The organism is Duganella fentianensis, from assembly GCF_009857835.1.
In the GTDB taxonomy this organism is placed as follows: domain Bacteria; phylum Pseudomonadota; class Gammaproteobacteria; order Burkholderiales; family Burkholderiaceae_D; genus Rugamonas; species Rugamonas fentianensis.
This window is the reverse complement of the sequence record NZ_WWCL01000001.1, coordinates 111758-135587: the sequence shown is the minus strand read 5'-3', so window position 1 is coordinate 135587 and position 23830 is coordinate 111758. Positions and strand designations below refer to the sequence as shown.

Here is a 23830-nt window from a genome sequence, read left to right as displayed (position 1 = left end):
CGCTATGCTGTCTTACTTTATTACTTTGCCGCTCAGGCTTAGAACGGCTTGAGCACTACCAGCAGCACGATGGCCAGCATCATGAATACAGGCAGCTCGTTAAACACGCGGAACCACTTGTGGCTGCGCTGGTTAGTCCCGTTCTCGAATTTGCGCAGCAGCGGGCCACAAGCGTGGTGATAGCCGATCAGCAGTGCCGCGAAAAATAGCTTGGCGTGCAGCCAGTGCGGCATCTGCCAGCCATACTGCAGGTAGATCAGGATCGCGCCCGCCGTCACGGCGAACACGGAAATCCACATCGAAAAACGGTACAGCTTGCGCGCCATGGTCAGCAGGCGCTGGATAGCCACATCGTTGGTTTCCATCGCCAGATTGACGAAGATGCGCGGCAGGTAGAACACCCCTGCCATCCACGAGATCACAAGCATTATGTGCAGCGCTTTAAACCAGAGCATAAGCGTTTCCTAGTTACGTACTTCCCCGTGGCCAAATACCACGTATTTCAGCGAAGTCAGTCCTTCCAGTCCGACCGGGCCGCGTGCATGCAGCTTGTCGTTGGAAATTCCGATTTCCGCCCCCAGACCATACTCGAAACCATCGGCAAAGCGGGTCGAAGCATTCACCATCACGGACGAAGAATCGACTTCGCGCAGGAAGCGCATGGCGTCGCTGTAGTTCTCCGTGATGATGGCTTCCGTGTGCTTGGACGAATAGTGATTGATGTGCTCCATCGCCTCGTCGATACTGCCGACGATTTTCACCGACAGGATGGCGGCCAGATATTCGGTGGCCCAGTCCTCTTCCGTCGCTGCCACCAGATGCGGGTAGTTGGCCGCCTGCAGAATGGCCAGCGCTTCCGCATCGGCGCGCAGTTCCACCTGTTTGGTGGCATACAGCTGCGCCAGTTGCGGCAGCACGGTTGCCGCCACGGCGCGGTGCACCAGCAGGGTTTCCATGGTGTTGCAGGTGCCGTAGCGGTGGCACTTGGCGTTGAAACCGATCTTCAGCGCTTTCTCGATATCGGCCTGCGCATCGATATACACGTGGCAGATGCCGTCCAGATGTTTGATCATCGGCACCGTCGCTTCCGCCATCAGACGCGCAATCAGGCTCTTGCCGCCGCGTGGCACGATCACGTCCACATACTGCGGCATGGTGATCAGTGCACCGACGGCAGCGCGGTCAGTGGTATCGACCACCTGTACACCGTCAGCCGGCAGACCGGCGCCCTGCAAACCTTCCTTGACCAGCTTGGCCAGCGCGCGGTTGCAATGGATGGCTTCCGAACCGCCACGCAGAATGGTGGCATTGCCGCTCTTGATGCACAGCCCTGCAGCATCCACCGTCACGTTCGGACGCGATTCGTAGATGATGCCGATCACGCCCAGCGGTACGCGCATCTGGCCCACCTGTATCCCGCTAGGGCGGAACTTCATGCCCGAGATTTCGCCGATAGGGTCAGGCAGCGCGACGATCTGGCGCAGGCCTTCCACCATGGTGGCTATCGCCTTGTCGGACAAGGCCAGCCGGTCCAGCATGGCCGGTGCCAGCCCGTTGGCGGCAGCGGCGTCCATATCCATCTGGTTGGCAGCGCGCAGTTGCGCCGCATCGCGCTCGATCGCGTCGGCAATCAGCGTCAGGGCGTGATTGCGGGTGGCGCTGTCGGCGCGGGCCATGGCGCGCGATGCTGCGCGTGCCTGCTGACCCAGTTGTTCCATGTAGTGCTTGATATCCATCGTGATTGCTTTCGCTGTGCTAACCGCGCGCGACGTTCAATGCCAGCTGCAGCATTGCATCCCACGCGTCGCCGGCATGCGCTTTGGCGCGCAAGCCTTTGATCATCTTGTCTACCTGCGCTGCGTCCTGCATTGCCGCTTCCAGCGTAGCGAGCGAAATGCGGCGCAATGCCGGCTCCATCATGCGTTCCTTCGGCCCCCAGATGCGGTACTCCTTGAGCAGCGCACCGAGTGGCCGCCCCTGCGTCATGCCTGCCTTGAGCTTGAGCAGCGTGCGGATTTCTTCCGTCACGGCCCACAGCACCAGCGGCAAAGCTTCGCCCTCACCCTGCAAGCCTTCCAGCATGCGCACCAGCCGCGCCGGATCACCGGCCAGCATCGCTTCACTGAGCTTGAACACGTCGTAACGCGCCACGTTCAGCACAGCATCGTGCACCTGTTCGTAGGTCAGCTTGCCCGGCTCGTGCAGCAGGGCCAGTTTCTGAATTTCCTGATGGGCCGCCAACAGATTGCCTTCCACGCGATCGGCGATGAAATCTATGCTCTGCCGGTCAGCGCTCTGCCCTTGTGCGGCAAGGCGCTGGCCTATCCAATTGGGTAACTGAGTCCGTTCTACCTGCGGTATGTCGATATACACGGCAGCCTGCTGCAGGCTGGCCACCCACGCCGCTTTCTGCGTCTGCCAGTCCAGCTTGGGCAGGGTAATCAGCGTCAGGTTATCGGGACTCAGGTCTTGCACATAACTTTGTAGTGCGGCGCCGCCATCCTTGCCCGGCTTGCCGGTGGGGATACGTAGCTCGATCAGCTTCTTGTCGCCGAACAGCGATAGCGCCTGATTGGCAGCCAGCAGTTCGCCCCATTTGAAGCTGCGTTCTACCGTCAGCACGTCGCGCTCGGAATAGCCTTGCGCACGCGCCGTGCGGCGGATCTTGTCCGCCGCTTCCAGCGCCAGCAGATGCTCGTCGCTGGTGATCACATACAGTGGCGCCAGCGCCTTGCTTAAGTGGCCGTCCAGTGCCTCTAGCCGCAGTTGCATGGTGTGCCCTAGCGGCTGGCCGGCACGGAGATCTGTGGCGGCTTGATGGCAGCGATACGGCGCATCATCTGCTGCACCAGATCGGTCTGCATGTCCTTGTACAGCAGGGCTTCTTCCTGCTCTTTCGCCAGCAGCTGGGTTTCATTGAAGTCGATCGGGCGGGTCAGCAAAATCTGCGTCGGCGCCAGCAACTCGTTACCCTGCCGGTCCAGTACCCGGAACACGATGTTGTACGACAGCAGATATTGTCGCACGCGGCCATTGCTGTTCAGCGACAGAATGGTTTTGGTACGGGTCTTCTCCGGATTGGTCAGCACCTCGATCACGCCATCGGCGTCTTTGGCAGCGGCCACCACGGTGGTGCCGCCATTGGCGCGGATATTACGTTTCAGGTCGATCGCCAGCGGCGATGCATCCGGCAGGCCCACATACATCGTCGGGAAAGGCAGGGTGTAATGCCCGCCTTCGCCACGCAGGTGGAAGCCGCAGGCCGACAGCGTCAGCAGCAGCGACAGTCCGATCAGCCGGGCCAGCCGGCGCCATGCCAGATTCATCGTCATAGTTATCCTAGCTTAGACCACGATGTTGACCAGTTTGCCCGGTACCACGATCACCTTCTTCGGCGTACCTTCGATGAACTTCTGCACCGCTTCGCTGGCCAGTGCAGCCGCTTCGATGGCCGCCTTGTCGGCGCCTTTCGGTACCACCACGCTGCCGCGCAGTTTGCCGTTCACCTGGATCATCATCTCGATTTCCGACTGTTCCAGCGCGGCCGGATCCACTTGCGGCCATGGCGCGTTAAGCAGGTCGCCGAACTTGCCGGCATAGCCCAGTTCCTGCCACAGCACATGGGTAATGTGCGGCGCGACAGGGTTGAGCAGGCGTACAAAGATCGAGAAGCCTTCCGCGATCAGCGCGTCCGATGCAGCGCTGTCATCGAGCTTGGCCGATTCCAGCGTGTTCAGCATCTTCATGCAGGCCGATACCACGGTGTTGTACTGGATGCGCTTCAGGTCATAGTCAGCCTGTTGCAGCAGCTTGTGCAGTTCGCGGCGCAGGGTTTTCTGCGCATCGGTCGCCACTGGTGCGTCGGCGCCTTGCAGCGCTTTACCGATGCGGCCCGATTGTGCGTAGCCATAGGCCCACACGCGTTTCAGGAAGCGGTTAGCACCTTCCACGCCGCTGCCCGACCATTCCAGCGTCTGCTCCGGTGGCGAAGCGAACATGGTGAACAGACGTGCCGTATCGGCGCCGTACTGCTCGATCTGTGCTGCAGGGTCGATACCGTTGTTCTTCGACTTGGACATCTTCTCGGTGCCGCCGATCTGCACAGGCTGGCCGTCGGCCTTCGCCACGGCGCCTTGCGGACGGCCTTTGTCGTCCAGCGTCAGATCCACGTCGGCCGGATTGAACCAGACCTTCTTGCCGGCGGCGTCTTCACGGTAGTAGGTTTCGTTCAGCACCATACCCTGCGTCAGCAGGTTGACGAACGGCTCGTCGAATTTGACCAGACCCAGATCGCGCATGATCTTGGTCCAGAAGCGTGCGTACAGCAGGTGCATCACGGCGTGTTCAATACCGCCGATGTACTGGTCCATCGGCATCCAGTAGTCGTTGCGTGCATCGACCATGGCGTCGTTCGAACCCGGCGAGGTATAGCGCATGTAGTACCACGACGAATCGACGAAGGTATCCATGGTGTCGGTTTCGCGACGTGCTGGCTTGCCGCATTTCGGGCAGTCGCATTTCAGGAAAGCTTCGTGCTTGTTCAGCGGGTTGCCCGTACCATCCGGTACACAGTCTTCCGGCAGTACTACTGGCAGATCTTTTTCCGGTACCGGCACGGTGCCGCAATCGGCGCAGTGGATCATCGGAATCGGCGTGCCCCAGTAACGCTGGCGCGATACGCCCCAGTCGCGCAGACGGAAGGTGATCTTCTTCTCGCCCAGACCTTTGGCCACCATGTCGGCAGCTACGGCATCGACTGCGGCAGCGTAGTTCAGGCCATCGTATTTGCCCGAGTTGGTGACGATCGAAACCTCTTTGTCGCCATACCATTCCTGCCATGCTTCGGTGGAGAATTCCTTGCCTTCGGCCTTGATCACCTGCTTGATAGTCAGATTGTATTTTTTGGCGAAAGCGAAATCGCGCTCGTCGTGCGCAGGCACGCCCATCACGGCGCCGTCGCCGTAAGTGATCAGCACGTAGTTACCAACCCAGACTTCTACCTGCTCGCCCGTCAGCGGATGGGTCACGAACAGGCCGGTCGGCATACCTTTCTTTTCCATGGTGGCCATGTCGGCCTCGATCACGGAACCCAGTTTGCACTCGGCGTTGAAGGCGGCCAGCGCAGGATTGGTCTTGGCAGCGTGGATCGCCAGCGGGTGCTCGGCCGCTACGGCGCAGAAGGTCACGCCCATGACCGTATCCGGACGGGTGGTGAACACATACATCTTGCCGTCGCCGATCAGCGCGCCCGTTTCATCCTTGATCTGGTGCGGGAAAGCGAAACGCACACCGGTCGATTTGCCGATCCAGTTGGTCTGCATGGTGCGCACGCGTTCCGGCCAGCCCGGCAGCTTGTCGTCCACGTAGGACAGCAGCTCGTCGGCGTAGTCGGTGATGCGGGCGTAGTACATCGGGATTTCGCGCTTTTCGATCAGCGCGCCGGAACGCCAGCCGCGGCCATCAACCACCTGCTCGTTGGCCAGCACGGTCTGGTCGATCGGGTCCCAGTTCACGGTACCGGTTTTTTTGTAGATGATGCCTTTTTCCAGCATCTTCAGGAACATCCACTGGTTCCATTTGTAGTATTCGGGTTTGCAGGCCGTCATTTCACGCGACCAGTCGATCGCCAGCCCCATGGACTCCATCTGCTCGCGCATGTGGGCGATGTTCGAGTAGGTCCACTGCGCTGGCGGCACGTTGTTGGCCATCGCCGCATTCTCGGCAGGCATACCGAAAGCATCCCAGCCCATAGGCATCAGCACGTTGTAGCCGTTCATGCGCAGATAGCGGTACATCACATCGTTGATGGTGTAGTTACGCACGTGGCCCATATGCAGCTTGCCCGATGGGTAAGGCAGCATCGAGCAGGCATAGTATTTACCCTTGGGGAAGCGCGGGTCATTTTCGACGGCTTTGTAGGCGTCGATGGCTTTCCAGTGCGATTGTGCGGCTTTTTCTACGTCAGCGGGACTGTATTTATCTTGCATGATGGTCAACGGCCAGAATTGTCTAAGAACCGAACATTATACCGTCCCCAGCCCCTCCTGCGCGGCTTCGCCTGCGCGCATGGCATACTGGCGCCATGTACTACCGTGAATACCCTCCCCGGCCGGCGCTGGCCGCCTATGTGGACTGCCTGTGGGCAGCCCGCGCGCCTGCCCACGCCAGCCAGCACAGGGTGCTGCCCGATAACTGCGTGGACATCCTGTGGCAGGATGGCGGCCAGTCCGGCCGCACGCCCCATAGCGCCTTTGTGGTCGGCATGATGAGCAGCCCGATACTGGCCGCCGGTAGCGACGCGCGCCGCACGCTGGCCGTACGTTTCAAGGCCGGGGCGGCGGGGCTGTTCCTGCGCACGCCCCTGCAGGAACTGAACGACCAGCGCGCCGATATAGCTCTGCTATGGGGCGACAGCGATGCAGCCCGGCTGGCCGACGCCCTGTGGAAGCGCGAGCAGCCGGAGCGCCAGCGCCTCGCCCTGATCGAAGCCTATCTGCTACAACGCCTGCACGCCGCGCAGGCCGCCCCCGCTGCTGCCGTGCAGGCGGAACAGCATGCCGCAGGCCTGATCCGCTATGCGCTGGCCGCGCTGGAAAGCAGCGACGGCAGCCTGCGCATCGATGATCTGGCGGCACGGCTGGGCGTCTCGCGCCAGCATCTGGCTGCCCTGTTCCGCCAGCGCGTGGGCCTGACACCCAAGCTGTATGCGCGCATCTGCCGCTTCCGCCGCGCTACGGCAGCCCTGCGCCACACGGCCGCACCCGACTGGAGCGAACTGGCGCTGACCTGCGGCTATTTCGACCAGTCCCACCTGATCCACGATTTCCAGCAGTTCGCCGGTGCCGCCCCGCAGCGCTTCCTTCTCAGCGCCTGAAACTGCGGGCTACTGCCCGCACTTTCCATTTTTCCAATCGCGCATGCGGCACTTGTGCCAAGATGGCGTTTTCGACATCTCACGGGAGTACAGCATGATCAAAGGACTACGCACGGCCGCTTATCCGGTCGCCGATCTGGCCGCCGCCAAAGCATGGTATGAAAGCGTATTCGGTGTAGCGCCCTACTTCGACCAGCCGTTTTATGTGGGCTTTTCCATCGGCGGCTTCGAACTGGGCCTGATCCCGGACGGCACAGCGGGCACTGGCGGCAGCATGGTCTACTGGGGCGTGGACGATATCGATGCGGAAGTGGCGCGCATCGTAGCACTGGGCGCGGCCATCCATGGCGCAATTCAGGACGTGGGCGACGGCATCCGCACGGTGGAACTGGCCGATCCGTTCGGCAATCTGCTTTGCCTGATCGACAACCCGCATTTTGATCCGTCAGCGGTGCGCTAAGGCTTGTGGCAGAATATCGGCCTTATCTGAAAAAGAAGGCCCCTCATGTCCCGCCGTAGCCCCACCAACCACAACAAGACGCCAGAACAGATCGCACAGGCCCGCGTGGCCGCCCAGCTGGCGGCTGATGTGCTGACCATGATAGGCCCGCACATCCGCGCTGGTGTCAGCACGGCCTATCTGGACCGTCTATGCAACGAGTACATCGTCAATGTGCAGAAGGCGATACCGGCCAACGTGGGCTATGGCGGCTTCCCGGCCACCGTGTGCAGCTCGGTCAACCATGTGGTGTGCCACGGCATTCCGTCGGAAATCCAGATACTGAAAGATGGCGATATCATCAACATCGATGTGGCCGTCATCAAGGATGGCTGGTTCGGCGACACCAGCCGCATGTACTACGTGGGCGAACCGTCCAAGGCCGCGCGCAAGCTGGTGGAAACCACCTATGCCGCCATGTGGGCCGGCATCCGTGCCGTCAAACCACGTGCTACCTTGGGCGATGTGGGCTTCGCGATCCAGACCATAGCGGAAAAGGCCGGCTACAGCGTGGTGCTCGACTACTGCGGCCACGGCATCGGCACCATCTATCACGATGATCCGCAGGTGGCGCACTACGGCCGTCCCGGTCAGGGCGTGGTACTCAAGCCGGGCATGCTGTTCACCATCGAACCGATGATCAACGCGGGCAAGGCGCCCACGCGCGAACTGGCCGATGGCTGGACGGTGGAGACGCGCGACAAATCGCTGTCGGCGCAGTGGGAGCACATGGTGCTGGTGACGGAGACGGGTTACGAAGTGCTGACGCTGGCACCGGGCGAAACGGGCGCCAAGGCGCAGATTCCGAATGCCGTGCCAGCGGGTGCCGCAGTTTAACGCAGGGTCAGTTTCAGTGCCGGCTTCTCGCCGTAGTCTTCGTAGCGTTCGTTGATGCCGGCCACGCAGTAAGTCACTTCTTCCAGAATATCGGGCACGGCGGCCTGCATGGCAGCGCCGTCCTTGATGACGATTTCCAGCACCTCGTTCGGCTTCAGACGGAACTTGCTCATGCTGTCATCGTCGCGCAGATAGCTCAGGCAGTCCACCCACGCATCCATGCTATTGCCATACGTGTCGGGGAAACCCAGCGCAGCCTTGCAGGCAGCGTGGAAGCTGGCGAAATCGGTGATCGCGGCACCATTCAGTTCGGCGGTAGCCATATTATTTCTCTTTCTTGGGGGCGGTAACGAAGCCCAGTTTGCTTAAGCCCTGCTGCTGCGCGGCCGCCATCACCTGCGCCACCACTTCATAGCGCGTGTTCTTGTCGGCCCGCAGCTGCAGTTCCGGTTGTGGCGACAGGGTCGCGGCCTGTTCCAGCCGCGTTTCCAGTGCTGCGCTATCGACCGGATCATTGTTCCAGTAAATCTGCCCCGCGCCATCAATGGCCAGCAGCACGGTGGCCGCCTGCTGGCTGCTGGCGCCCGCATCGGCGCTCGGTAATTCCAGCTTGACGGCATTGCTCAGCATGGGCGCGCTCAGGATAAAGATCACCAGCAGCACCAGCATCACATCCACCATGGGGGTGACGTTGATGTCGGCCATGGGGCCGGGATTGCGGTGGTGATTGAATGCGCCGAAGCTCATGCCGTGCTCCTCGTGTAGTCTCTTGCTTGCTGCGCTTACTCGGAGCTGCGCGTCAGATAGGCTTGCAGGTCGTAGGCAAAGGCATCGAGTTCAGCCAGCGTGAGGCGGTTGACGCGGTTGAAACCGTTATACGCGAGTACGGCAGGTATCGCCACCGTCAGGCCTATGGCCGTCATGATCAGCGCTTCGCCCACGGGGCCAGCCACTTTGTCGATCTGCACCGTGCCATGCGCCGACACATTGGCCAGTGCATGGTAGATGCCCCACACGGTGCCGAGCAGGCCAACGAATGGCGCGGTAGCACCGATAGAGGCCAGCACTGTCAGGCCGCTTTCCAGTTTGTTGGTAGCACGCTGGATGGCATCGCGCAGCACGCGGGTGCTCTGCGCGGCCGGTGCCAGTTCGGCACTCAGCGAACGGCTGCCCGCCTGGGCGGCCTGCTGCAAGGCAGCGCCCTGCTGCGCCAGCGGCGCGTAAATCTGTTCGGGATCGGCCGCGTTCAGGGCAGCCACGCCATCGCTGAGCGTGGGCGCCTGCCAGAACTGCTGTACGGCTGGCGCGCTGCGACGGATACGCCACGCGGCCAGCGTTTTGGATAGGATGAAAAACCAGCTCACCAGCGACATCGCCAGCAACACCAGCGCCACAACGTGGCTGATGGCGTCGCCCTGTTCCCAGTAACTGGTCAGGGTGAATTGGTTGGGCATCATCCGTTCAGCGCCAGCACGTCGTACATGTCATACAGACCGGTGCTCTTGTCCGCCAGGAAGCGGCAGGCGCGCAGCGAACCATGCGCGTAAGTCACGCGGCTACTGGATTTGTGGCTGATTTCGATGCGTTCACCGATACCGGCAAACAGCACGGTGTGGTCGCCCACGATGTCGCCGCCACGGATGGTAGCGAAGCCGATCGAGGATGGATCACGCTCGCCCGTCACGCCTTCGCGCGCGTACACGGCGCAGTCTTTCAGGTCGCGGCCCAGGGCACCGGCCAGCACTTCGCCCATTTTCAGGGCCGTGCCCGAAGGCGCGTCGACCTTGTAGCGGTGGTGCGCTTCGATCACTTCGATGTCGTAGCCCACGGACAGCGCCTTGGCAGCCTGCTCCAGCAGCTTGAGCGTAACGTTCACGCCCACGCTGAAGTTAGGCGAGAACACGATGGCGGTTTTCTTGGCCGCCTCGGCAATCGCAGCCTTGCCCGCTTCGTCGAAGCCGGTGGTGCCGATCACCATCTTGATGCCATGCTCGGCGCAGTAGGCCAGATGTTCGAGCGTGCCTTCCGGACGGGTGAAGTCGATCAGGTACTGCGCACCAGCCAGACCCTGCGCCAGCTCGGCCGCCACGGCCACACCGGCCGGCTGGCCGAGGAAGGCTGCAGCGTCGCTGCCGATATTGCTGCCGCCGGCACGATCGAGCGCACCGGCCAGACGCGCATCGGGCGCAGCCAGCACGGCTTCGATCAGGATACGGCCCATGCGGCCACCAGCGCCAGCAATGGCGATATTCATGTCACTCATGTATTCCTCTGTTATTTGTCGCTCGCCTTGATTTGCGGCGCCGGGCCGGCAATGCGGGCGATGTATTCTTTTTCCGTTGGCAGATTGCCGCCTTCCCAGCGTTCCACGCGGCCTTCTTTGTCGAAGAACACGATCACGCGGCTGGTGGTCAGCTCGCCGTTACCCTTGGCCATGCGGAACGGGTAGTCCCAGCGATTGCCATGGAAAGGATCTTCCAGCAGCGAGCTGCCAAAGATGAAACGCACCTGATCGCGCGTCATGCCCACCTTGAGCTGGGCCAGCATTTCTTCCGATACGAAGTTACCTTGCTGAATGTCGGGACGGTACGGCGAGAAGAACCACATGAACTTCTGCAGCTGGGTGATGGTCGTGGTCTGCGCGCCCTTGCTCGCATCCAGCGTGGTACCGGTTTCTTTCACTTCCGTGGATTTCTCGCCCAGCGTGGTCTTGGTGGCGCAGCCGGACAGTGCCAGCGCGAAGACAGCTGCTGCCAGCACAGGCAGACGGCGTGGAGTGGACTGCAACTTGGTCGGCTTTGGTGCCTGGGTGACGCGCATGTTTATCCTCAATCGGTTCGAGCGGAAGTGCCGAAAAACGCTATATCATAATGCACATGATGCACGATGGGGCCAGCCGGGCACAGTTTGCGCAGGCATTATCCATCAATTCCGGCAGTATGTCCTTGTTTTATATAACTAAAATGTAAAACATTGCAAATTGCCGTGCGGCGCGGCGTACGCGCCGCCGCAACGTTGCTGCGGCCAGCGCCGGAGTACGTTAAACTGTCGCCTCACCAGCACTGAATAACACCACCGTAAGAGTCGCCACCATGGGTAACAATCCTAACGATCTGAAGGCCAGCGGCCTGAAAGCCACGCTGCCACGTCTGAAAATTCTGGATATTTTCCAGAACAGCGATGTACGCCATCTGACCGCCGAGGATGTGTACAAAATCTTACTGGCAGACAACATGGATGTGGGCCTGGCCACCGTCTATCGCGTACTGACCCAGTTCGAACAGGCTGGCTTGCTTCACCGCAATCATTTCGAGACGGGCAAAGCCATCTTCGAACTGAATCAGGGCTCGCACCACGACCATCTGGTCTGCCTCGATTGCGGCCGCGTGGAAGAATTCTTTGACGAAGAGATCGAAGTGCGCCAGCAGGTCATCGCGCAGGAGCGCGGCTTCAAGATCGCCGAACACGCCCTCGCCATCTACGGCAACTGCACCAAGGCAGTCTGCCCGCACCGCCAGTAAGGCGGCGCTGGCAGCTTACTGCTGGCTCAGCGCATTCGACAGCAGCTTGGCCGTAATATCCACTATCGGTATCACCCGCTCGTAAGCCATACGGGTGGGGCCGATCACACCCAGCGTGCCGACGATCTTGCCGTGTGCCGTGTACGGTGCCGTCACCACGCTCATTTCATCCATAGGCACCAGACTCGATTCGCCGCCGATGTAGATCTGCACGCCATTGGCCTTGCTCGACACATCAAGCAGCTGCATCAGGCCCGTCTTCTGCTCGAACATATCGAACATCTGGCGCAGCGAACTCATATTCGAGGACAGGTCGCTGACCGACAGCAGGTTGCGCTCGCCGGCGATCACCATATCTTCCGAATCATCGGCCATGGCTTCGCTGCCCGCTTCCACCGCGGCCTGCATCAGCCGCCCCATATCGTCGCGCAGCTGCCGGACTTCGCTCTGCAGGCGGCGCTGCACTTCGTCGAACGCCAGCCCGCCGTAGTTCTGGTTGATGTAGTTGGCCGACTGCACCAGCTGGGCCGGACTGTAATCGACATCCGTCAGCAGCAGACGGTTCTGCACATCGCCCCCCGGTGCCACGATCACCAGCAGGATGCGCTTCTCGCCCAGACGCAGGAATTCGATATGCTGGAATACGGATTCGCGCCGCGGCGACAGCACCACGCCGGCAAACTGCGACAGCGAGGACAGCATCTGCGCTGCGTTACTGATCATCTTCTGCGGCTGCGGCGCCTGCAAACGCATACGCCCTTCCACCGCCTGCTCGTCCAGATGCTGCACCGTCAGCAGGGTATCGACAAAAATCCGGTAGCCACGCGGGGTCGGCACACGGCCGGCCGAAGTGTGAGGACTGGCCACATAGCCGAGTTCTTCCAGATCGGCCATCACATTGCGGATGGTGGCGGGCGACAGATCCAGCCCGGAAATCTTGGACAGAGCGCGCGAACCGACCGGCTGGCCGTCCGCGATATAGCGCTCCACCAGAGCTTTAAGCAAAGTTTGCGCGCGGGGTTCGAGTTGCATGATCAGTGGTTCAGTTAAAGCTACTTACTTCCTATTATGCACCGATGGCGGGCCACCGTGCTATGCAGCGTGGCATCAATGCTGCATCTGCGCCTCTAGCCAGTGACGCAAATCATGCAGATCATGGCAGATGGCATCCGGTTCCACCCCCGCCAGTTCGGCATGCTTGACGTCGCTGCGGCGCATCCACACGCCGCGCAGGCCGGCCTGCTGGGCGCCCTGCACGTCGAGGCGCAGGTCGTCGCCCACGTATACGGCATGCTCGGGCGCCACGCCCATGGCCGCACAGGCCGCATGGAAGATGGCCGGATCGGGCTTGGCCAGACCAAAGCGGCTGGCCGCCAGATTCACCTTGAAATGGTGCTGCAGGCCTATCACTGCAAGATCGGCATTGCCGTTCGTGACCACGCCCAGCGGCAGCAGGCTCTGTAGCCGGGCCAGCCCCGGCGCCACGTCGGCATACGGCGTGACGGCATTGCGGCACTGGGCAAAGTGCGCCATGGCGCCATCCAGATGGCTGTGGTCGGCGCCGATCTCATGCAGTGCCTGCGCCAGCGCCACGCGGCGCAAGTTGTACAGATCGACAATCAGCCCGGGCTGGCGTTCCAGCAAAGCCATGCGCTGGCTGCGCAGCTCGGCAACGCTGTAGCGCTCGGTCAGGGCGGGCACGCGCTGGCTCAGCCAGTCATGCCAGCTCTGCTCGGCGCTGGCGATCACGGGCGCGATAGGCCAGAGCGTATCGTCAAGGTCAAACAGCAGGGCGTGCGGGCGGCGCATCATCATCACTGAGGCAGTATGCAAAACACTTATTGTCGCACCAATCGGCAGCAGCAGGGGCTGCCGGGGCTGCGGCGCGGGTGCACGCCCCTCGACGCCACAGCGCAGCCTGAACCGGACAGCCACGGAGCATGGTAAATTAACAGATTGCCTATGTGGAGTAACCGTGTTGCCGCTGCCCCGATTCTGTACATCCCTGCCTGCTGCCCTGCTGGCTACCCTGCTGGGCGGCTGTGCTGCACTGGCTCCTGCACCTGCGCCGGAATTCAGCTCCTATGTGGTGCTGGGCGAAAACGGCCGCGCCGTGGCGCGCGTGCTGATCGATGCCCCCGCCTGCCCGCCGCTGCAGATCGACCAGCGCAGCGTGGCCATGAGCGTGCGCTCGCGCCCCGCCACCCTGCCGCTGCGCCCCACCGTGTCGCCCGTGGCCGACTCGAAACCATCCGTCTTCCCCATGCTGACCTGCGAGGCCGAGCTGCCGGCCGCTGCCAGCTATACCAGCGCCAGCGTGCTGGGCCGCCAGCTGCCGCGCCCTGCTGCGGCGCCCCGGCGCATCGTGGTGCTGGGCGACACGGGCTGCCGGCTGGCCGACCATGCCCAGAGCTATCAGGCCTGCAACGACCAGAACGCCTATCCGTTTGCCCGCATTGCTGCTGCGGCGGCAGCATGGCAGCCTGATCTGGTGATCCACGTGGGTGACTACCACTACCGTGAAAACGCCTGCCCGGCCGGCAATGCAGGCTGCGCAGGCAGCCCGTGGGGCTATGGCTGGGATGCGTGGCAGGCTGATTTCTTCACGCCCGGCGCTGCCCTGCTGCAGGCAGCGCCATGGATCATGGCACGCGGCAATCATGAAAACTGCGCGCGCGCAGGCCAGGGTTACTGGCGCTGGCTAGACCCGCGCCCCCTGCTGCCGCAGCGCGATTGCGACGATCCGGCCAACGACAAGCTGGGCAACTACAGCGCCCCTTACGCCGTGCCTATCGGGCAGGACACCCAGCTGCTGGTGATCGATAGCGCCAGCACCAGCTGGCGCGGCTTCAAACCGGGCGATACGGGCTGGGATATGTACCGCGACAACTACCGCCAGCTGGCCGAACTGGCCGCGCAAGCGCCCCGTAATCTGGGCATCGTGCACCACCCCATGCTGGCCATGGGGGCCGACCGCAAGGGCGACGGTCCTATCCAGCTGCTCAAGGGCGACGCCGGCCTGCAGCAGAGCTTCGGTTCGCTCAACCCGCTCTACCTGCCCGAAAATATCCAGACCATGCTGTCCGGCCACGTACACCTGTGGGAGCAGATGAGCTTCTCCAGCCCCCACCCCAGCCAGTTCGTATCCGGTTTTTCCGGCACGGCGGAAGACATCGTGCCCCTGCCCGTGCAGCTGCCGGAAGGGGTTACACCGGCCCCCGGTGCCGTGGTGGAAGCGTTCAGCCACTGGATAGACGGCTTCGGCTTCATGACCATGGAGCGCCAGGGGCCAGACCAGTGGCTGGTGCTGATCCACGACCTGCAAGGGCAGATCCGCAACCGCTGCCAGATCAACGGCCGCCATTCGCGCTGCGAACGCGATCAGGTGAAATAGTTCGCACCGTGGGCGGGCGGCGCTGCAGCAGGCCCGCCGGTGTCACAGGCTGTTACATCGGCAAGTGCGCCGGGTGTTACCAAATGCACTAAAATACGGGCGATTCCGTGTAAGATGCCCCGGCTGCGCCACGCAGGCGCCCGCCCCCTTTCGTTTTGGAGAAGAGTTTATGAAAAGTTTGTATCAGCGTGCAGGCTTGACCCTGCTGTGCGGCGCGATCCTCGCAGGCTGCGGCGGCGGTGGCGGCAGCATGGCCCTGAGTGGCACCATCGCCACCCTGTACAAACCCGATCTGGTCCTGATCAACACCAAAAATGGTGAAACCCTGCCGATTGCCTCCGGTCAGGCCACCTTCGTCTTCACCAAACTGGTCAAACCGGACGAAGATTTCGATATCGAAATCCAGAACCAGCCTACCGGCGCCAAGTGCAAAGCACTCAACAACTCCAACGTCGGCAAAGCCAGCGTCTACACCGCCTACTCGATCCGTTTCGAGTGCACCACCAACCCGTATTCGCTGGGCGGCACCGTCACCGGCCTCGATACCAAGGGTCTGGTGCTGACCAACGGTTCCGACACGGTCAGCATATTGCCGCCTGCTACGCCGGGCGCAGCGGTCAGCTTCACCTTCCCGGCGCTGGTGGCGGACGGCTCGCCGTTCGGGGTCGCCATCCTGACCCAGCCCAAGGACACCACCAAGGTCTGCAGCCTCAGCAACAACGTTGGCACCATGCCTTCGGGTAACTACAACGGCGTTGTCGTTACCTGCCAATAATGCGGGCCGGGCCGCCAGCTTGGCGGCCGCCCTTTCCTGAATGATCTGGAGCACTACATGAACATCAAATTTATGGGCGCCGCTGCGGCGCTGGTACTGGGCGCGGCACTGGCTGGCTGCGGTGGCAAACAGCAATTCTCCGTACAGGGCACGATTACGGGCCTGAACAATGCCGGTCTGGTACTGGCCAATGGCAGCGACACCCTGCCCGTGCCGGCTGGCGCGCTGACCTTCACCATGCCCAAGCAGATCGACTACGGTGCCAGCTTCAACGTGGTGGTTCAGGAGCAGCCTGCACACCAGACCTGCACCCCGACGCTGGCCACCTCGTCCGGTTCGGCCGGCCATACGCTGGTGATTAACGCGCTGATTACCTGCGTACAGAATAGCTACACACTGGGCGGCAAGTTCACCGGCCTGTATGCCAATAACGACGCCACCGCCACCACGGCCGCTACCCCGCGCACCGTGGTACTGCTGAACGGCAGTACCGGTGGCCAGCTGACTGTCTCCAGCGCCATGGCCGGTACCAACACGCCGGGTGAAGGCTTCTTCACCTTCGGGGCACCCGTTAGATTCGGCGAAGCCTATGGCGTGACGATTCTGTCCCAGCCTAAAGATGTCAGCTGCACGCTGACCAATGGCAGCGGCATCATGCCGGAATCCAGCGTCAGCAATATCGTGCTGACCTGCGTACCGAAAACCTGATCGCCGGTCCGCACATAGAGGAGCAAGGCAGGTCCCGGGCAAGTTAGGCAACAATATTCACAACATGAATAATTGATATGCGAAAAATAAACTTGCCTTATATGCCGCGCCGCAGCATACTAGCCCTGTCTCCTCCACTTCTTGCAAAGGAATTGGATTTAGCCCGCTCACTGTAGCGGGCTTTTTTTTTAGCTGCGCTGCCCGCCTGCTGCGCCACGCGGACAAAAAAAACCGCCAGTGCTGCCGCTGGCAGCCTGACGGTTGCTGGCTGGCCCCACGCAGGGCCGCACTGCGTACAGACCTAGGGCAGATTGGCCAGAGCCACGTACTGCTCCAGACTGATGGTTTCAGGGCGCACCGTCGGGTCGATACCCGCTTCGATAATCTGCGCTTCCGTGAACATGCCGGCCAGGCAGTTGCGTATCACTTTGCGGCGCTGCGAAAACGCCTTCTGCACCACGGCTTCCAGACGGGCGCCATCACAGGCCAGCGGCTGGGCCAGCGGGATCATGCGCACGATGGCGGAATCGACTTTGGGCGGCGGATCGAAGGCTTCCGGCGGCACGATGAACAGCAGCGTCATGTCATAACGCCATTGCAGCATCACGGACAGACGGCCATACACCTTGCTGCCCGGCTCGGCCACCATGCGCTCCACCACTTCTTTCTGCAGCATGAAATGCTGGTCCTTGACCTTGGGCGCGAACGTCGCCAGATGGAATAGCAGCGGGCTGGAGATGTTGTACGGCAGATTGCCGACGATGCGCAGCTTCTGGCCGTCCGGCACGGGCAGGCTGCCGAAATCGAACTTCAGGGCGTCGCCCGCGTGCACGGTGAGCTTTTCCGGACGATAGCGCTGCTGCAGACGCGCCACCAGATCGCGGTCCAGTTCCACCACATGCATGTGCGGCAGGCTGCGCGTCAGCTGGTCCGTCATGGCGCCCAGACCGGGGCCGATTTCGACCATGGTGTCGCCGGCGGCCGGTGCGATAGAGTCGGTGATGCGGTCCAGAACGTGCTGATCGTGCAGGAAGTTCTGGCCAAAGCGTTTGCGGGCAACGTGTTTCATGATGTTCTTATAAAGTTTGTGAGGCGGCGACCATAGCCAGTGCGCTATCGATCGCGGCCAGCATACTACCACTGTCGGCCCGGCCCAGGCCCTGTGCGGCCAGATCGAGCGCCGTGCCATGGTCCACCGAAGTACGGATGAAGGGCAAGCCCAGCGTGATATTCACGCCGCGCCCGAAGGTGGCGTACTTCAGCACGGGCAGGCCCTGATCGTGGTACATGGCCAGCACGCAGTCGGCGTCCTGCAGATACTTGGGCTGGAACACGGTATCGGCCGGATACGGGCCGCGCGCATCGATGCCGGCCGCCTGCGCCGCGGCCAGCGCCGGCTGGATTACGTCGATTTCTTCGCGTCCCAGATAACCGTTTTCGCCGGCATGGGGGTTCAGGCCGCACACCAGTATGCGCGGTGCAGCGAGGCCGAATTTGTGCTTCAGATCCTGATCGATGATGCTCAGGGTACGCAGCAGGCCCTCCACGCTGAGCGCTGCCGATACCTGCTGCAAAGGCAGGTGGGTAGTGGCCAGCGCCACCCGCAGCGGGGCCGCGCCTGTAACGCTGCCGGCCGGTTCGCCGGCCAGCATCATCACCACCTGTTCGGTGCCGCTATGCTGGGCCAGATATTCGGTGTGGCCGGTAAAAGCGATACCGGCATCGTTGATGGTGGATTTCTGCAGCGGTGCCGTCACCATGGCGCCGAACCAGCCCGCCTTCAGGCCTTCCAGCGCCAGATCCAGCGTGGCCAGTACACTGCGGCCATTCAGGTGATCGAGCTGACCGGCCTTCACATGGGCGGCCAGCGGCACATCGATGGCGATCAGCCGGTCCGGCCCGAAGTGGGGCAGACCGGCATTGCGCACCGCCTGCGAGGACAGTGCCGAGACCCGGATGGCCGGATCGATATCGGCGGCCAGCATGGCCAGATAGGCCGCATCGCCCAGCAGCACGCAGTTGGCCTGATGGCGGCGCTCCCAGGCGGCACGGATGGCGATTTCCGGGCCGATGCCGGCCGGTTCGCCGACCGTCAGGGCCAGCACGGGCCGGCGTCCCGCAGATTGATTGCTAGCGCCCACGGGCGACCCTTTCCTGCTGATGCGATTATTCAAAGGCTGCCCCGTCCGGATCAGCAGGACGGGACCAGCCAGCCCGCCTTATTTGGCGGGGTTGCTGCCGTCTTCGGTACGGAATTCGACATAGGCGCGGTCGCGCACTTCACGCTGCCAGCTTTCCGCCGCTTCTTCCATCTTGCGCTCGCGGATAGCCTGACGGGCATTGTTACGCTCGCGCTCCTTGGAGACATCGTCGCTCTTGCGTTCGAGTACTTCGATCAGGTGGATACCGAAGCTGGTTTCTACCGGATCGCTGACTTCGCCGATCTTCAGATTGTTCATGGCCGCTTCGAATTCCGGCATGGTATCGCCCGGATACAGCCAGCCCAGATCGCCGCCCTTGGAAGCGGAACCGTCGTTCGATACCAGACGTGCCAGATCTTCGAACTTGGCGGCCTTGTTATCCAGCCGCTCTTTAAGTTCCAGCAGCTTGCGCTTGGCATCGGCCGCGCTCATGGTCGGCGTGACCTTGATCAGAATATGGCGGGCGTGGGTCTGCTGCACGGCAGCCACGGCCTGTGCTTCGGCCAGACTGCGACGCTCGGATACCTTCAGGATGTGGAAGGCCCCCACGCTCTTGATGATAGGCGTAACCTGGCCGGGCTTCAGCTTGACCAGCGCTTCCGCGAATACAGGCGGCAGACGCTCGGGCTGGCGCCAGCCCACCACGCCGCCCTGCAGCGCATCGCTGGAATCGGAATAGGTGCCGGCCATCTTGGCGAAATCGGCACCGGTGCGCAGCTGGCGCATCACGTCTTCGGCGCGGGCACGGCGCTGGGCGATCACTTCGGCGGTAGCGTTATCCGGAATCCGGATCATGATTTGCGAAATATTCAGCTCGAACTGCTCGGCTGCCGCCGCCTTTTCGGCCGCCAGGAAGCTATCCACTTCGGCATCGGAAATCTGGATCTTGGCATCGACTTCATGCTCGCGCAAACGCTGCATGATGATCTCCTCGCGGATCTCTTCGCGGAAGGCGGCGTAAGGCATGCCGTCTTTTTCCATCTGGTTGCGCAGATCCTGCACGCTCAGCTTCTGTGCTTCGGCGATACGGGCAATGGCGCGGTCGAGCTGCAGGTCATCGACCCGCACACCCATCTCCTTGGCCATCTGCAGCTGGGCGCGTTCCACGATCATGCGCTCGAGCATCTGGCGGCGCAGGTCGGCCGCATCGGGCAGGGCCACGTTCTGCGCCTTCATACGGCCGGTCACGGTCTTGATACGGTTATTCAGTTCACGCTGGGTGATCACGTCATCGTTTACGACCACCACGATGGAGTCGATCGCCACATTGCCCGATTCGCCGGGCGGCAGGAAACCTTTGCCATCGCTCTTGACGGCTGGCTTGGCAGCGACTGGTGCCGCAGCAGCCGTGGCGGCAGGGGCAGCGACTGGTGCAGCAGCAGGTGCGGCGGCCGGCTTTTTGCCGAACAGGCTGCAACCGGCCAGCGCGCTAGTGCACAACAGCAGCGCCAGAACTTTCATCGGGATGGGACGGGCATTACGCATGGTAGAAGCTCAACAGTCAGTAGTCATCAATCAAACAGCACCGGCCATCCGGACAGGATGGCTGGCGCCCAGGGGAGGCAACAGTCCTTAACGGCCATAGCCCTCATTCAAACGCTGGTAACCGGGAATACTATTTTTCATCGCTTCGAGCGGGCTACCCACGCCAAGGTGGGACAGGCCGTTCAGCTCCAGCTGGAAGAAGATCGGCGTGGAAGCCTTGGTCGAAGTCGTCACGAAACGCTGCGCGCCCATACGGAACACCCAGCAGTCGCTGTTGTACTCGAGACCGATCAGACTTTCCAGCACTTTCTTATCCTGCACAGAGTAGCTGACGCGGCCTACACCGTACCAGCGCTGGAAAATCGGCCACTGGCTCGATATATCGATATTTTTAAAGCTGTTACGCAGATAGCGGTAGCCCAGATTCAGCACCTTCTTCTGGCCCGGCAGCCACTGCACGGTATAGCTTTCCGATACCACCCGGCTCTGGCTAGGGCTGTACTGCACGGCGCTATCGAAACCCCAGGTTTCGGCGATGCGGCCGGTAGCGGCCAGCAGCATGTCGGAGCGCGCATCGACCACCGGCGTGGTGGAATTGAGCTGCACGCGCTGGTCGCGGAAGTAGAAGCGCTGGCCGAAGGCGAGACGCAATGCTTCCGCCCCCGCTTCATTCAGGAAGCGCGACACCAGTGCTGCCGTCAGCTGGTTGGCGTCGCCGATACGGTCGGAACCGACGAAACGGTTTTCGCTGAAGATCTGGCTGAAGTTGAAGGTGGCGGCATCCGTATCGAAGGTCGGGAAGCGGCTCTGGTCGCGGTAAGGCGTATTCACGTAGAACAGGCGCGGCTCCAGCGTCTGTGTGACTTCCTTGCCGCCCAGTTGCAGCGGCCGTTCGAATACCAGCCCGGCATCGACCGAGAGAGTCGGCACCGAACGCGATAGCTGTTCGGCCTTGCTGCCGGTAGCATCGTTGGCGTCCAGATCGTAACGCGCCAGATTCACGCTGGCCTTGGGCGTGATGAAATAGCTGGCGCCGATAATCGGATAGCTCAGCTGCGGTATCGCCACCATACGGGTGCCGCGCAGCAGGGTCGGGTGATAGAAGCGCGTCAGTTCGCTATCCATGGCCCAGTCGAAGCCGCCCGCCACATCGTACTGGGCGGCGTGGAAGTTAATCGCCGGCAGACGGTCGTAAGGACGCGAAACGAACAGGCTGGGATCGACCACCGATTCCGGATCCTGCAGCACCTGATACTTCTGCACGCGTGCCGTCAGGGTCCAGAACTCGCCATGGTAGTCGGTACGCAGTTCGCGCAGCAGCTGGCGTTCCGTCGAGCTGGACACCGTCTTGGAGAAATCATTGGGATAGTTGTTATCCGAGGCCGCGCGCACCTGCCAGCCGTACGACCAGTCGCTACTCAGCTCCTGCGTATGGTGCGAACGGATGCTCCAGCGGTCGGTGGAACCGCCCGGCGTGGACGGAATGTACTGCTTATCGTGCGGCAGATATTCCAGATAGGTTTCGCCCTGATACAGCCCGCCCTCGGTCTCGCCCAGATAGCGGCCGTTGGCACCGAGCTGGAAACCGCGGCGCGGAATGATTTTCGGGTACAGCGTCAGATCGCGGTTCGGCGCGATATTGAAGTAGTACGGCACCGTCAGTTCGGCCGCCCCCTTGGAGCCGAAGCCCGGCATAGGCGAGAGCCAGCCGGAACGGCGCGCACCGGACAGCGAGAACGACAGCGCCGGCGTGCCCAGTATCGGCACGTCCTTGAAGTAGATGATGGTCTTGCCGGCCGTGCCCACGTCGCGCCCCGAATCGAGGTTCAGGGTGTTCGAGCGCAGATACCAGTCCGGATTGGCGCCCTGGCAGGTGCTGTAGGTGCCGTTCAGGACCAGCGCTTCGTCTTCGTTGAGGAAGTTGATGCGTTCGGCCTTGCCCTGCGCATGGTTGGCTTCCAGCCGGTAGGTCGGGTTGAGCATATAGCCCTGCCCCGTATCCATATTCAGCTGCAGCGCATCGCCCGTGAAATAGTCGCCGAAGCGCCAGATGCGCACCTTGCCATCGGCCTGCACTTCATCTTCCACCTGGCGGTAGCAGGCCGTGTCGGCCTTCACGCGGGTCTGGTCCTTGACCAGCTCCGCATCGCGGTTCAGGGTGATTTCGCGCTCGGGACGGCCGGTAATGTCCTCCGCCTGAATCACCGTCACGGCAGCCTTGTTCTCCACCCGTGGCGCACGCGTCTTGCCGGGCACGCTCTGGGCGTAACCGGGCACGGACGTTACCGTCACGATGGCAGTCAGGGCATAGGCCCAGCGGGGCGAGGTAGAGGGGGGCAAAAGCCAGCGCAGGCAACTCATGAAAAATAAGGGCGTACCACCATGACAGGCGATTTTTTAATCTGAATCCCTTATTATAGGGGAATCTACAGTCTATACCGGTTTCCGCCGTTCGCTCCATGTCTTTATTACAGAATTTACCATCTGATACGCCTGCTAACACTGCTGCTAACACCCCTGATCTGCGTCTGGCCGCTCTCACCGAGTGGCTGGCAGGCCTGAATGTGGTGGCTGCGGCCAGTGCCCGCCCGGCATCGGCCGACGCCAGTTTCCGCCGCTACTTCCGCCTCGATGTATTGCCAGAACAGCAAGCTACGCTGGGCAGCACCCTGATCGCCATGGATGCGCCGCCGGAACGCGAAAACGTGCTCGCTTATGTCAAGGTCGCGGAAATGCTGCGTCAGGCCGGTGTGAGCGTGCCGCGCATTATCGCCACAGATTACGAACGCGGCTTCATGCTGCTGTCCGATCTGGGCACCACCACCTATCTGCAGGTGCTGGACCACGATAACGCCTCCATCATGTACGCCGAAGCACTGGAAGCGCTGAGCCGCTTCCAGCTCACCAGCGTGCCGGACGTGCTGCCCGAATACGACCGCGCCTTCCTGCAGCGCGAAATGGCACTGTTCCCCGAGTGGTATATCGGCCGCCATCTGAACGCCACCCTGACCGACGCCCAGCAGAAATCGCTGCAGGGCGTGTTCGACGCGATACTGGCCAATGTGACGGCGCAGGCGCAGGTGTTCGTGCACCGCGATTTCCATTCGCGCAATCTGATGCAGATCGACGTAGGCAACCCCGGTGTGCTGGACTTTCAGGATGCGCTGTACGGCCCCATGACCTACGATCTGGCCTCGCTGCTGCGCGACGCCTATGTGCAGTGGGATGAAGAACTGGTGCTGGACTGGGTGATCCGCTACTGGCAGCATGCCAAGTCGGTGGGCCTGCCCGTGGCTGCCGACATCGACGACTTCTACAAGGATTTCGAGTACATGGGCCTGCAGCGCCATCTGAAAATCCTCGGCCTGTTCTGCCGCCTTAACTACCGTGACGGTAAAGCCCAGTATCTGAACGACCTGCCCACCGTGCTCGAATACGTACGCAAGACGGCCGGCCGCTACCCTGAACTGAAGCCCCTGCTACGTCTGCTGGACACGCTGGAAAACAAGGCGCCGCAAGTCGGCTACACCTTCTAA

The 23830-nt window shown here is 61.9% G+C and carries 24 protein-coding genes; 8 read left to right on the top strand and 16 right to left on the bottom strand.

Annotated elements, in window-relative coordinates; genetic code table 11:
- Nucleotides 1-38: 38 nt before the first annotated feature.
- Genes GTP23_RS00625 through leuS form a run of 5 tightly spaced genes read right to left on the bottom strand, consistent with a single transcriptional unit; the run spans nucleotide 39 to nucleotide 5987 of the window.
- The gene (locus GTP23_RS00625; RefSeq protein ID WP_155432664.1) at nucleotides 39-455 is read right to left on the bottom strand and encodes a CopD family protein; all 417 of its coding nucleotides are present in this window, start codon (nucleotides 453-455) and stop codon (nucleotides 39-41) included.
- A 9-nt stretch (nucleotides 456-464) separates the two neighbouring features.
- The gene (locus GTP23_RS00620) at nucleotides 465-1736 is read right to left on the bottom strand and encodes a glutamate-5-semialdehyde dehydrogenase (protein ID WP_161033433.1); all 1272 of its coding nucleotides are present in this window, start codon (nucleotides 1734-1736) and stop codon (nucleotides 465-467) included.
- 19 nt (nucleotides 1737-1755) lie between these two features.
- On the bottom strand, nucleotides 1756-2772 hold the full coding sequence (gene holA / locus GTP23_RS00615) for a DNA polymerase III subunit delta (protein ID WP_161033432.1): 1017 nt from the start codon (nucleotides 2770-2772) through the stop codon (nucleotides 1756-1758).
- Nucleotides 2773-2780: 8 nt separating this feature from the next.
- On the bottom strand, nucleotides 2781-3332 hold the full coding sequence (locus GTP23_RS00610) for an LPS-assembly lipoprotein LptE (RefSeq protein ID WP_161033431.1): 552 nt from the start codon (nucleotides 3330-3332) through the stop codon (nucleotides 2781-2783).
- A gap of 12 nt (nucleotides 3333-3344) precedes the next feature.
- Nucleotides 3345-5987: a leucine--tRNA ligase gene (gene leuS / locus GTP23_RS00605; RefSeq protein ID WP_161033430.1), complete on the bottom strand. Its 2643-nt coding sequence runs from the start codon at nucleotides 5985-5987 to the stop codon at nucleotides 3345-3347.
- A gap of 95 nt (nucleotides 5988-6082) precedes the next feature.
- Between leuS and GTP23_RS00600 the strand changes: the two genes are divergently transcribed.
- The 3 genes from GTP23_RS00600 to map all read left to right on the top strand — a co-directional run bounded on the left by GTP23_RS00600 (nucleotide 6083) and on the right by map (nucleotide 8210).
- A complete protein-coding gene (locus tag GTP23_RS00600) occupies nucleotides 6083-6874 on the top strand; it encodes a helix-turn-helix transcriptional regulator (protein WP_161033429.1) in 792 nt (263 codons plus the stop codon).
- A 94-nt stretch (nucleotides 6875-6968) separates the two neighbouring features.
- A complete protein-coding gene (locus tag GTP23_RS00595; protein ID WP_161033428.1) occupies nucleotides 6969-7334 on the top strand; it encodes a VOC family protein in 366 nt (121 codons plus the stop codon).
- Nucleotides 7335-7379: 45 nt separating this feature from the next.
- Entirely contained in the window at nucleotides 7380-8210 is an 831-nt protein-coding gene (gene map, locus GTP23_RS00590; RefSeq protein ID WP_161033427.1) for a type I methionyl aminopeptidase, read from the top strand.
- Here map and GTP23_RS00585 read toward each other — a convergent pair.
- Genes GTP23_RS00585 through GTP23_RS00565 form a run of 5 tightly spaced genes read right to left on the bottom strand, consistent with a single transcriptional unit; the run spans nucleotide 8207 to nucleotide 11030 of the window.
- Nucleotides 8207-8533: a barstar family protein gene (locus GTP23_RS00585; RefSeq protein WP_155432656.1), complete on the bottom strand. Its 327-nt coding sequence runs from the start codon at nucleotides 8531-8533 to the stop codon at nucleotides 8207-8209. The two genes, map and GTP23_RS00585, sit on opposite strands and share 4 nt — an antisense overlap.
- 1 nt (nucleotide 8534) lies before the next feature.
- On the bottom strand, nucleotides 8535-8957 hold the full coding sequence (locus GTP23_RS00580) for an ExbD/TolR family protein (RefSeq protein ID WP_161033426.1): 423 nt from the start codon (nucleotides 8955-8957) through the stop codon (nucleotides 8535-8537).
- Between the two features lie 35 nt (nucleotides 8958-8992).
- A complete protein-coding gene (locus tag GTP23_RS00575) occupies nucleotides 8993-9667 on the bottom strand; it encodes a MotA/TolQ/ExbB proton channel family protein (RefSeq protein WP_161033425.1) in 675 nt (224 codons plus the stop codon).
- The gene (gene dapB, locus GTP23_RS00570; protein WP_161033424.1) at nucleotides 9664-10473 is read right to left on the bottom strand and encodes a 4-hydroxy-tetrahydrodipicolinate reductase; all 810 of its coding nucleotides are present in this window, start codon (nucleotides 10471-10473) and stop codon (nucleotides 9664-9666) included. The genes GTP23_RS00575 and dapB overlap by 4 nt, the downstream gene beginning before the upstream one ends.
- Before the next feature lie 11 nt (nucleotides 10474-10484).
- Nucleotides 10485-11030, bottom strand: a complete 546-nt coding sequence (locus GTP23_RS00565) for an outer membrane protein assembly factor BamE (protein WP_161033423.1) — start codon at nucleotides 11028-11030, stop codon at nucleotides 10485-10487.
- Nucleotides 11031-11302: 272 nt separating this feature from the next.
- On the opposite strand from GTP23_RS00565, the gene fur reads away from it, so the two are divergent.
- Entirely contained in the window at nucleotides 11303-11731 is a 429-nt protein-coding gene (gene fur / locus GTP23_RS00560; RefSeq protein WP_161033422.1) for a ferric iron uptake transcriptional regulator, read from the top strand.
- A gap of 15 nt (nucleotides 11732-11746) precedes the next feature.
- Here the strand turns inward: fur and hrcA are convergent, their stop codons facing one another.
- On the bottom strand, nucleotides 11747-12763 hold the full coding sequence (gene hrcA / locus GTP23_RS00555) for a heat-inducible transcriptional repressor HrcA (RefSeq protein WP_202411860.1): 1017 nt from the start codon (nucleotides 12761-12763) through the stop codon (nucleotides 11747-11749).
- A 75-nt stretch (nucleotides 12764-12838) separates the two neighbouring features.
- Nucleotides 12839-13564: an HAD family hydrolase gene (locus GTP23_RS00550; protein WP_308494780.1), complete on the bottom strand. Its 726-nt coding sequence runs from the start codon at nucleotides 13562-13564 to the stop codon at nucleotides 12839-12841.
- Nucleotides 13565-13706: 142 nt separating this feature from the next.
- On the opposite strand from GTP23_RS00550, the gene GTP23_RS00545 reads away from it, so the two are divergent.
- The 3 genes from GTP23_RS00545 to GTP23_RS00535 all read left to right on the top strand — a co-directional run bounded on the left by GTP23_RS00545 (nucleotide 13707) and on the right by GTP23_RS00535 (nucleotide 16608).
- Nucleotides 13707-15125 carry a metallophosphoesterase family protein gene (locus tag GTP23_RS00545; RefSeq protein WP_371866769.1) on the top strand — a complete coding sequence of 473 codons (1419 nt, stop codon included), beginning with the start codon at nucleotides 13707-13709 and terminating at the stop codon, nucleotides 15123-15125.
- A 169-nt stretch (nucleotides 15126-15294) separates the two neighbouring features.
- Entirely contained in the window at nucleotides 15295-15900 is a 606-nt protein-coding gene (locus GTP23_RS00540) for a hypothetical protein (protein ID WP_161033421.1), read from the top strand.
- A gap of 57 nt (nucleotides 15901-15957) precedes the next feature.
- Nucleotides 15958-16608, top strand: coding sequence for a hypothetical protein (locus tag GTP23_RS00535; protein ID WP_161033420.1), 651 nt, complete (start codon nucleotides 15958-15960; stop codon nucleotides 16606-16608).
- 301 nt (nucleotides 16609-16909) lie between these two features.
- On the opposite strand, the gene rsmA is transcribed toward GTP23_RS00535, so the two are convergent.
- The 4 genes from rsmA to GTP23_RS00515 all read right to left on the bottom strand — a co-directional run bounded on the left by rsmA (nucleotide 16910) and on the right by GTP23_RS00515 (nucleotide 22655).
- The gene (gene rsmA, locus GTP23_RS00530; RefSeq protein ID WP_161033419.1) at nucleotides 16910-17677 is read right to left on the bottom strand and encodes a 16S rRNA (adenine(1518)-N(6)/adenine(1519)-N(6))-dimethyltransferase RsmA; all 768 of its coding nucleotides are present in this window, start codon (nucleotides 17675-17677) and stop codon (nucleotides 16910-16912) included.
- Nucleotides 17678-17684: 7 nt separating this feature from the next.
- Entirely contained in the window at nucleotides 17685-18749 is a 1065-nt protein-coding gene (gene pdxA, locus GTP23_RS00525; RefSeq protein WP_161033418.1) for a 4-hydroxythreonine-4-phosphate dehydrogenase PdxA, read from the bottom strand.
- Nucleotides 18750-18827: 78 nt separating this feature from the next.
- Nucleotides 18828-20294 carry a peptidylprolyl isomerase gene (locus tag GTP23_RS00520; protein WP_229255875.1) on the bottom strand — a complete coding sequence of 489 codons (1467 nt, stop codon included), beginning with the start codon at nucleotides 20292-20294 and terminating at the stop codon, nucleotides 18828-18830.
- Between the two features lie 87 nt (nucleotides 20295-20381).
- Nucleotides 20382-22655 carry an LPS-assembly protein LptD gene (locus GTP23_RS00515; RefSeq protein ID WP_161033417.1) on the bottom strand — a complete coding sequence of 758 codons (2274 nt, stop codon included), beginning with the start codon at nucleotides 22653-22655 and terminating at the stop codon, nucleotides 20382-20384.
- Between the two features lie 98 nt (nucleotides 22656-22753).
- On the opposite strand from GTP23_RS00515, the gene GTP23_RS00510 reads away from it, so the two are divergent.
- Complete coding sequence (locus GTP23_RS00510) at nucleotides 22754-23830, top strand: aminoglycoside phosphotransferase family protein (protein ID WP_161033416.1); 1077 nt, start codon at nucleotides 22754-22756, stop codon at nucleotides 23828-23830.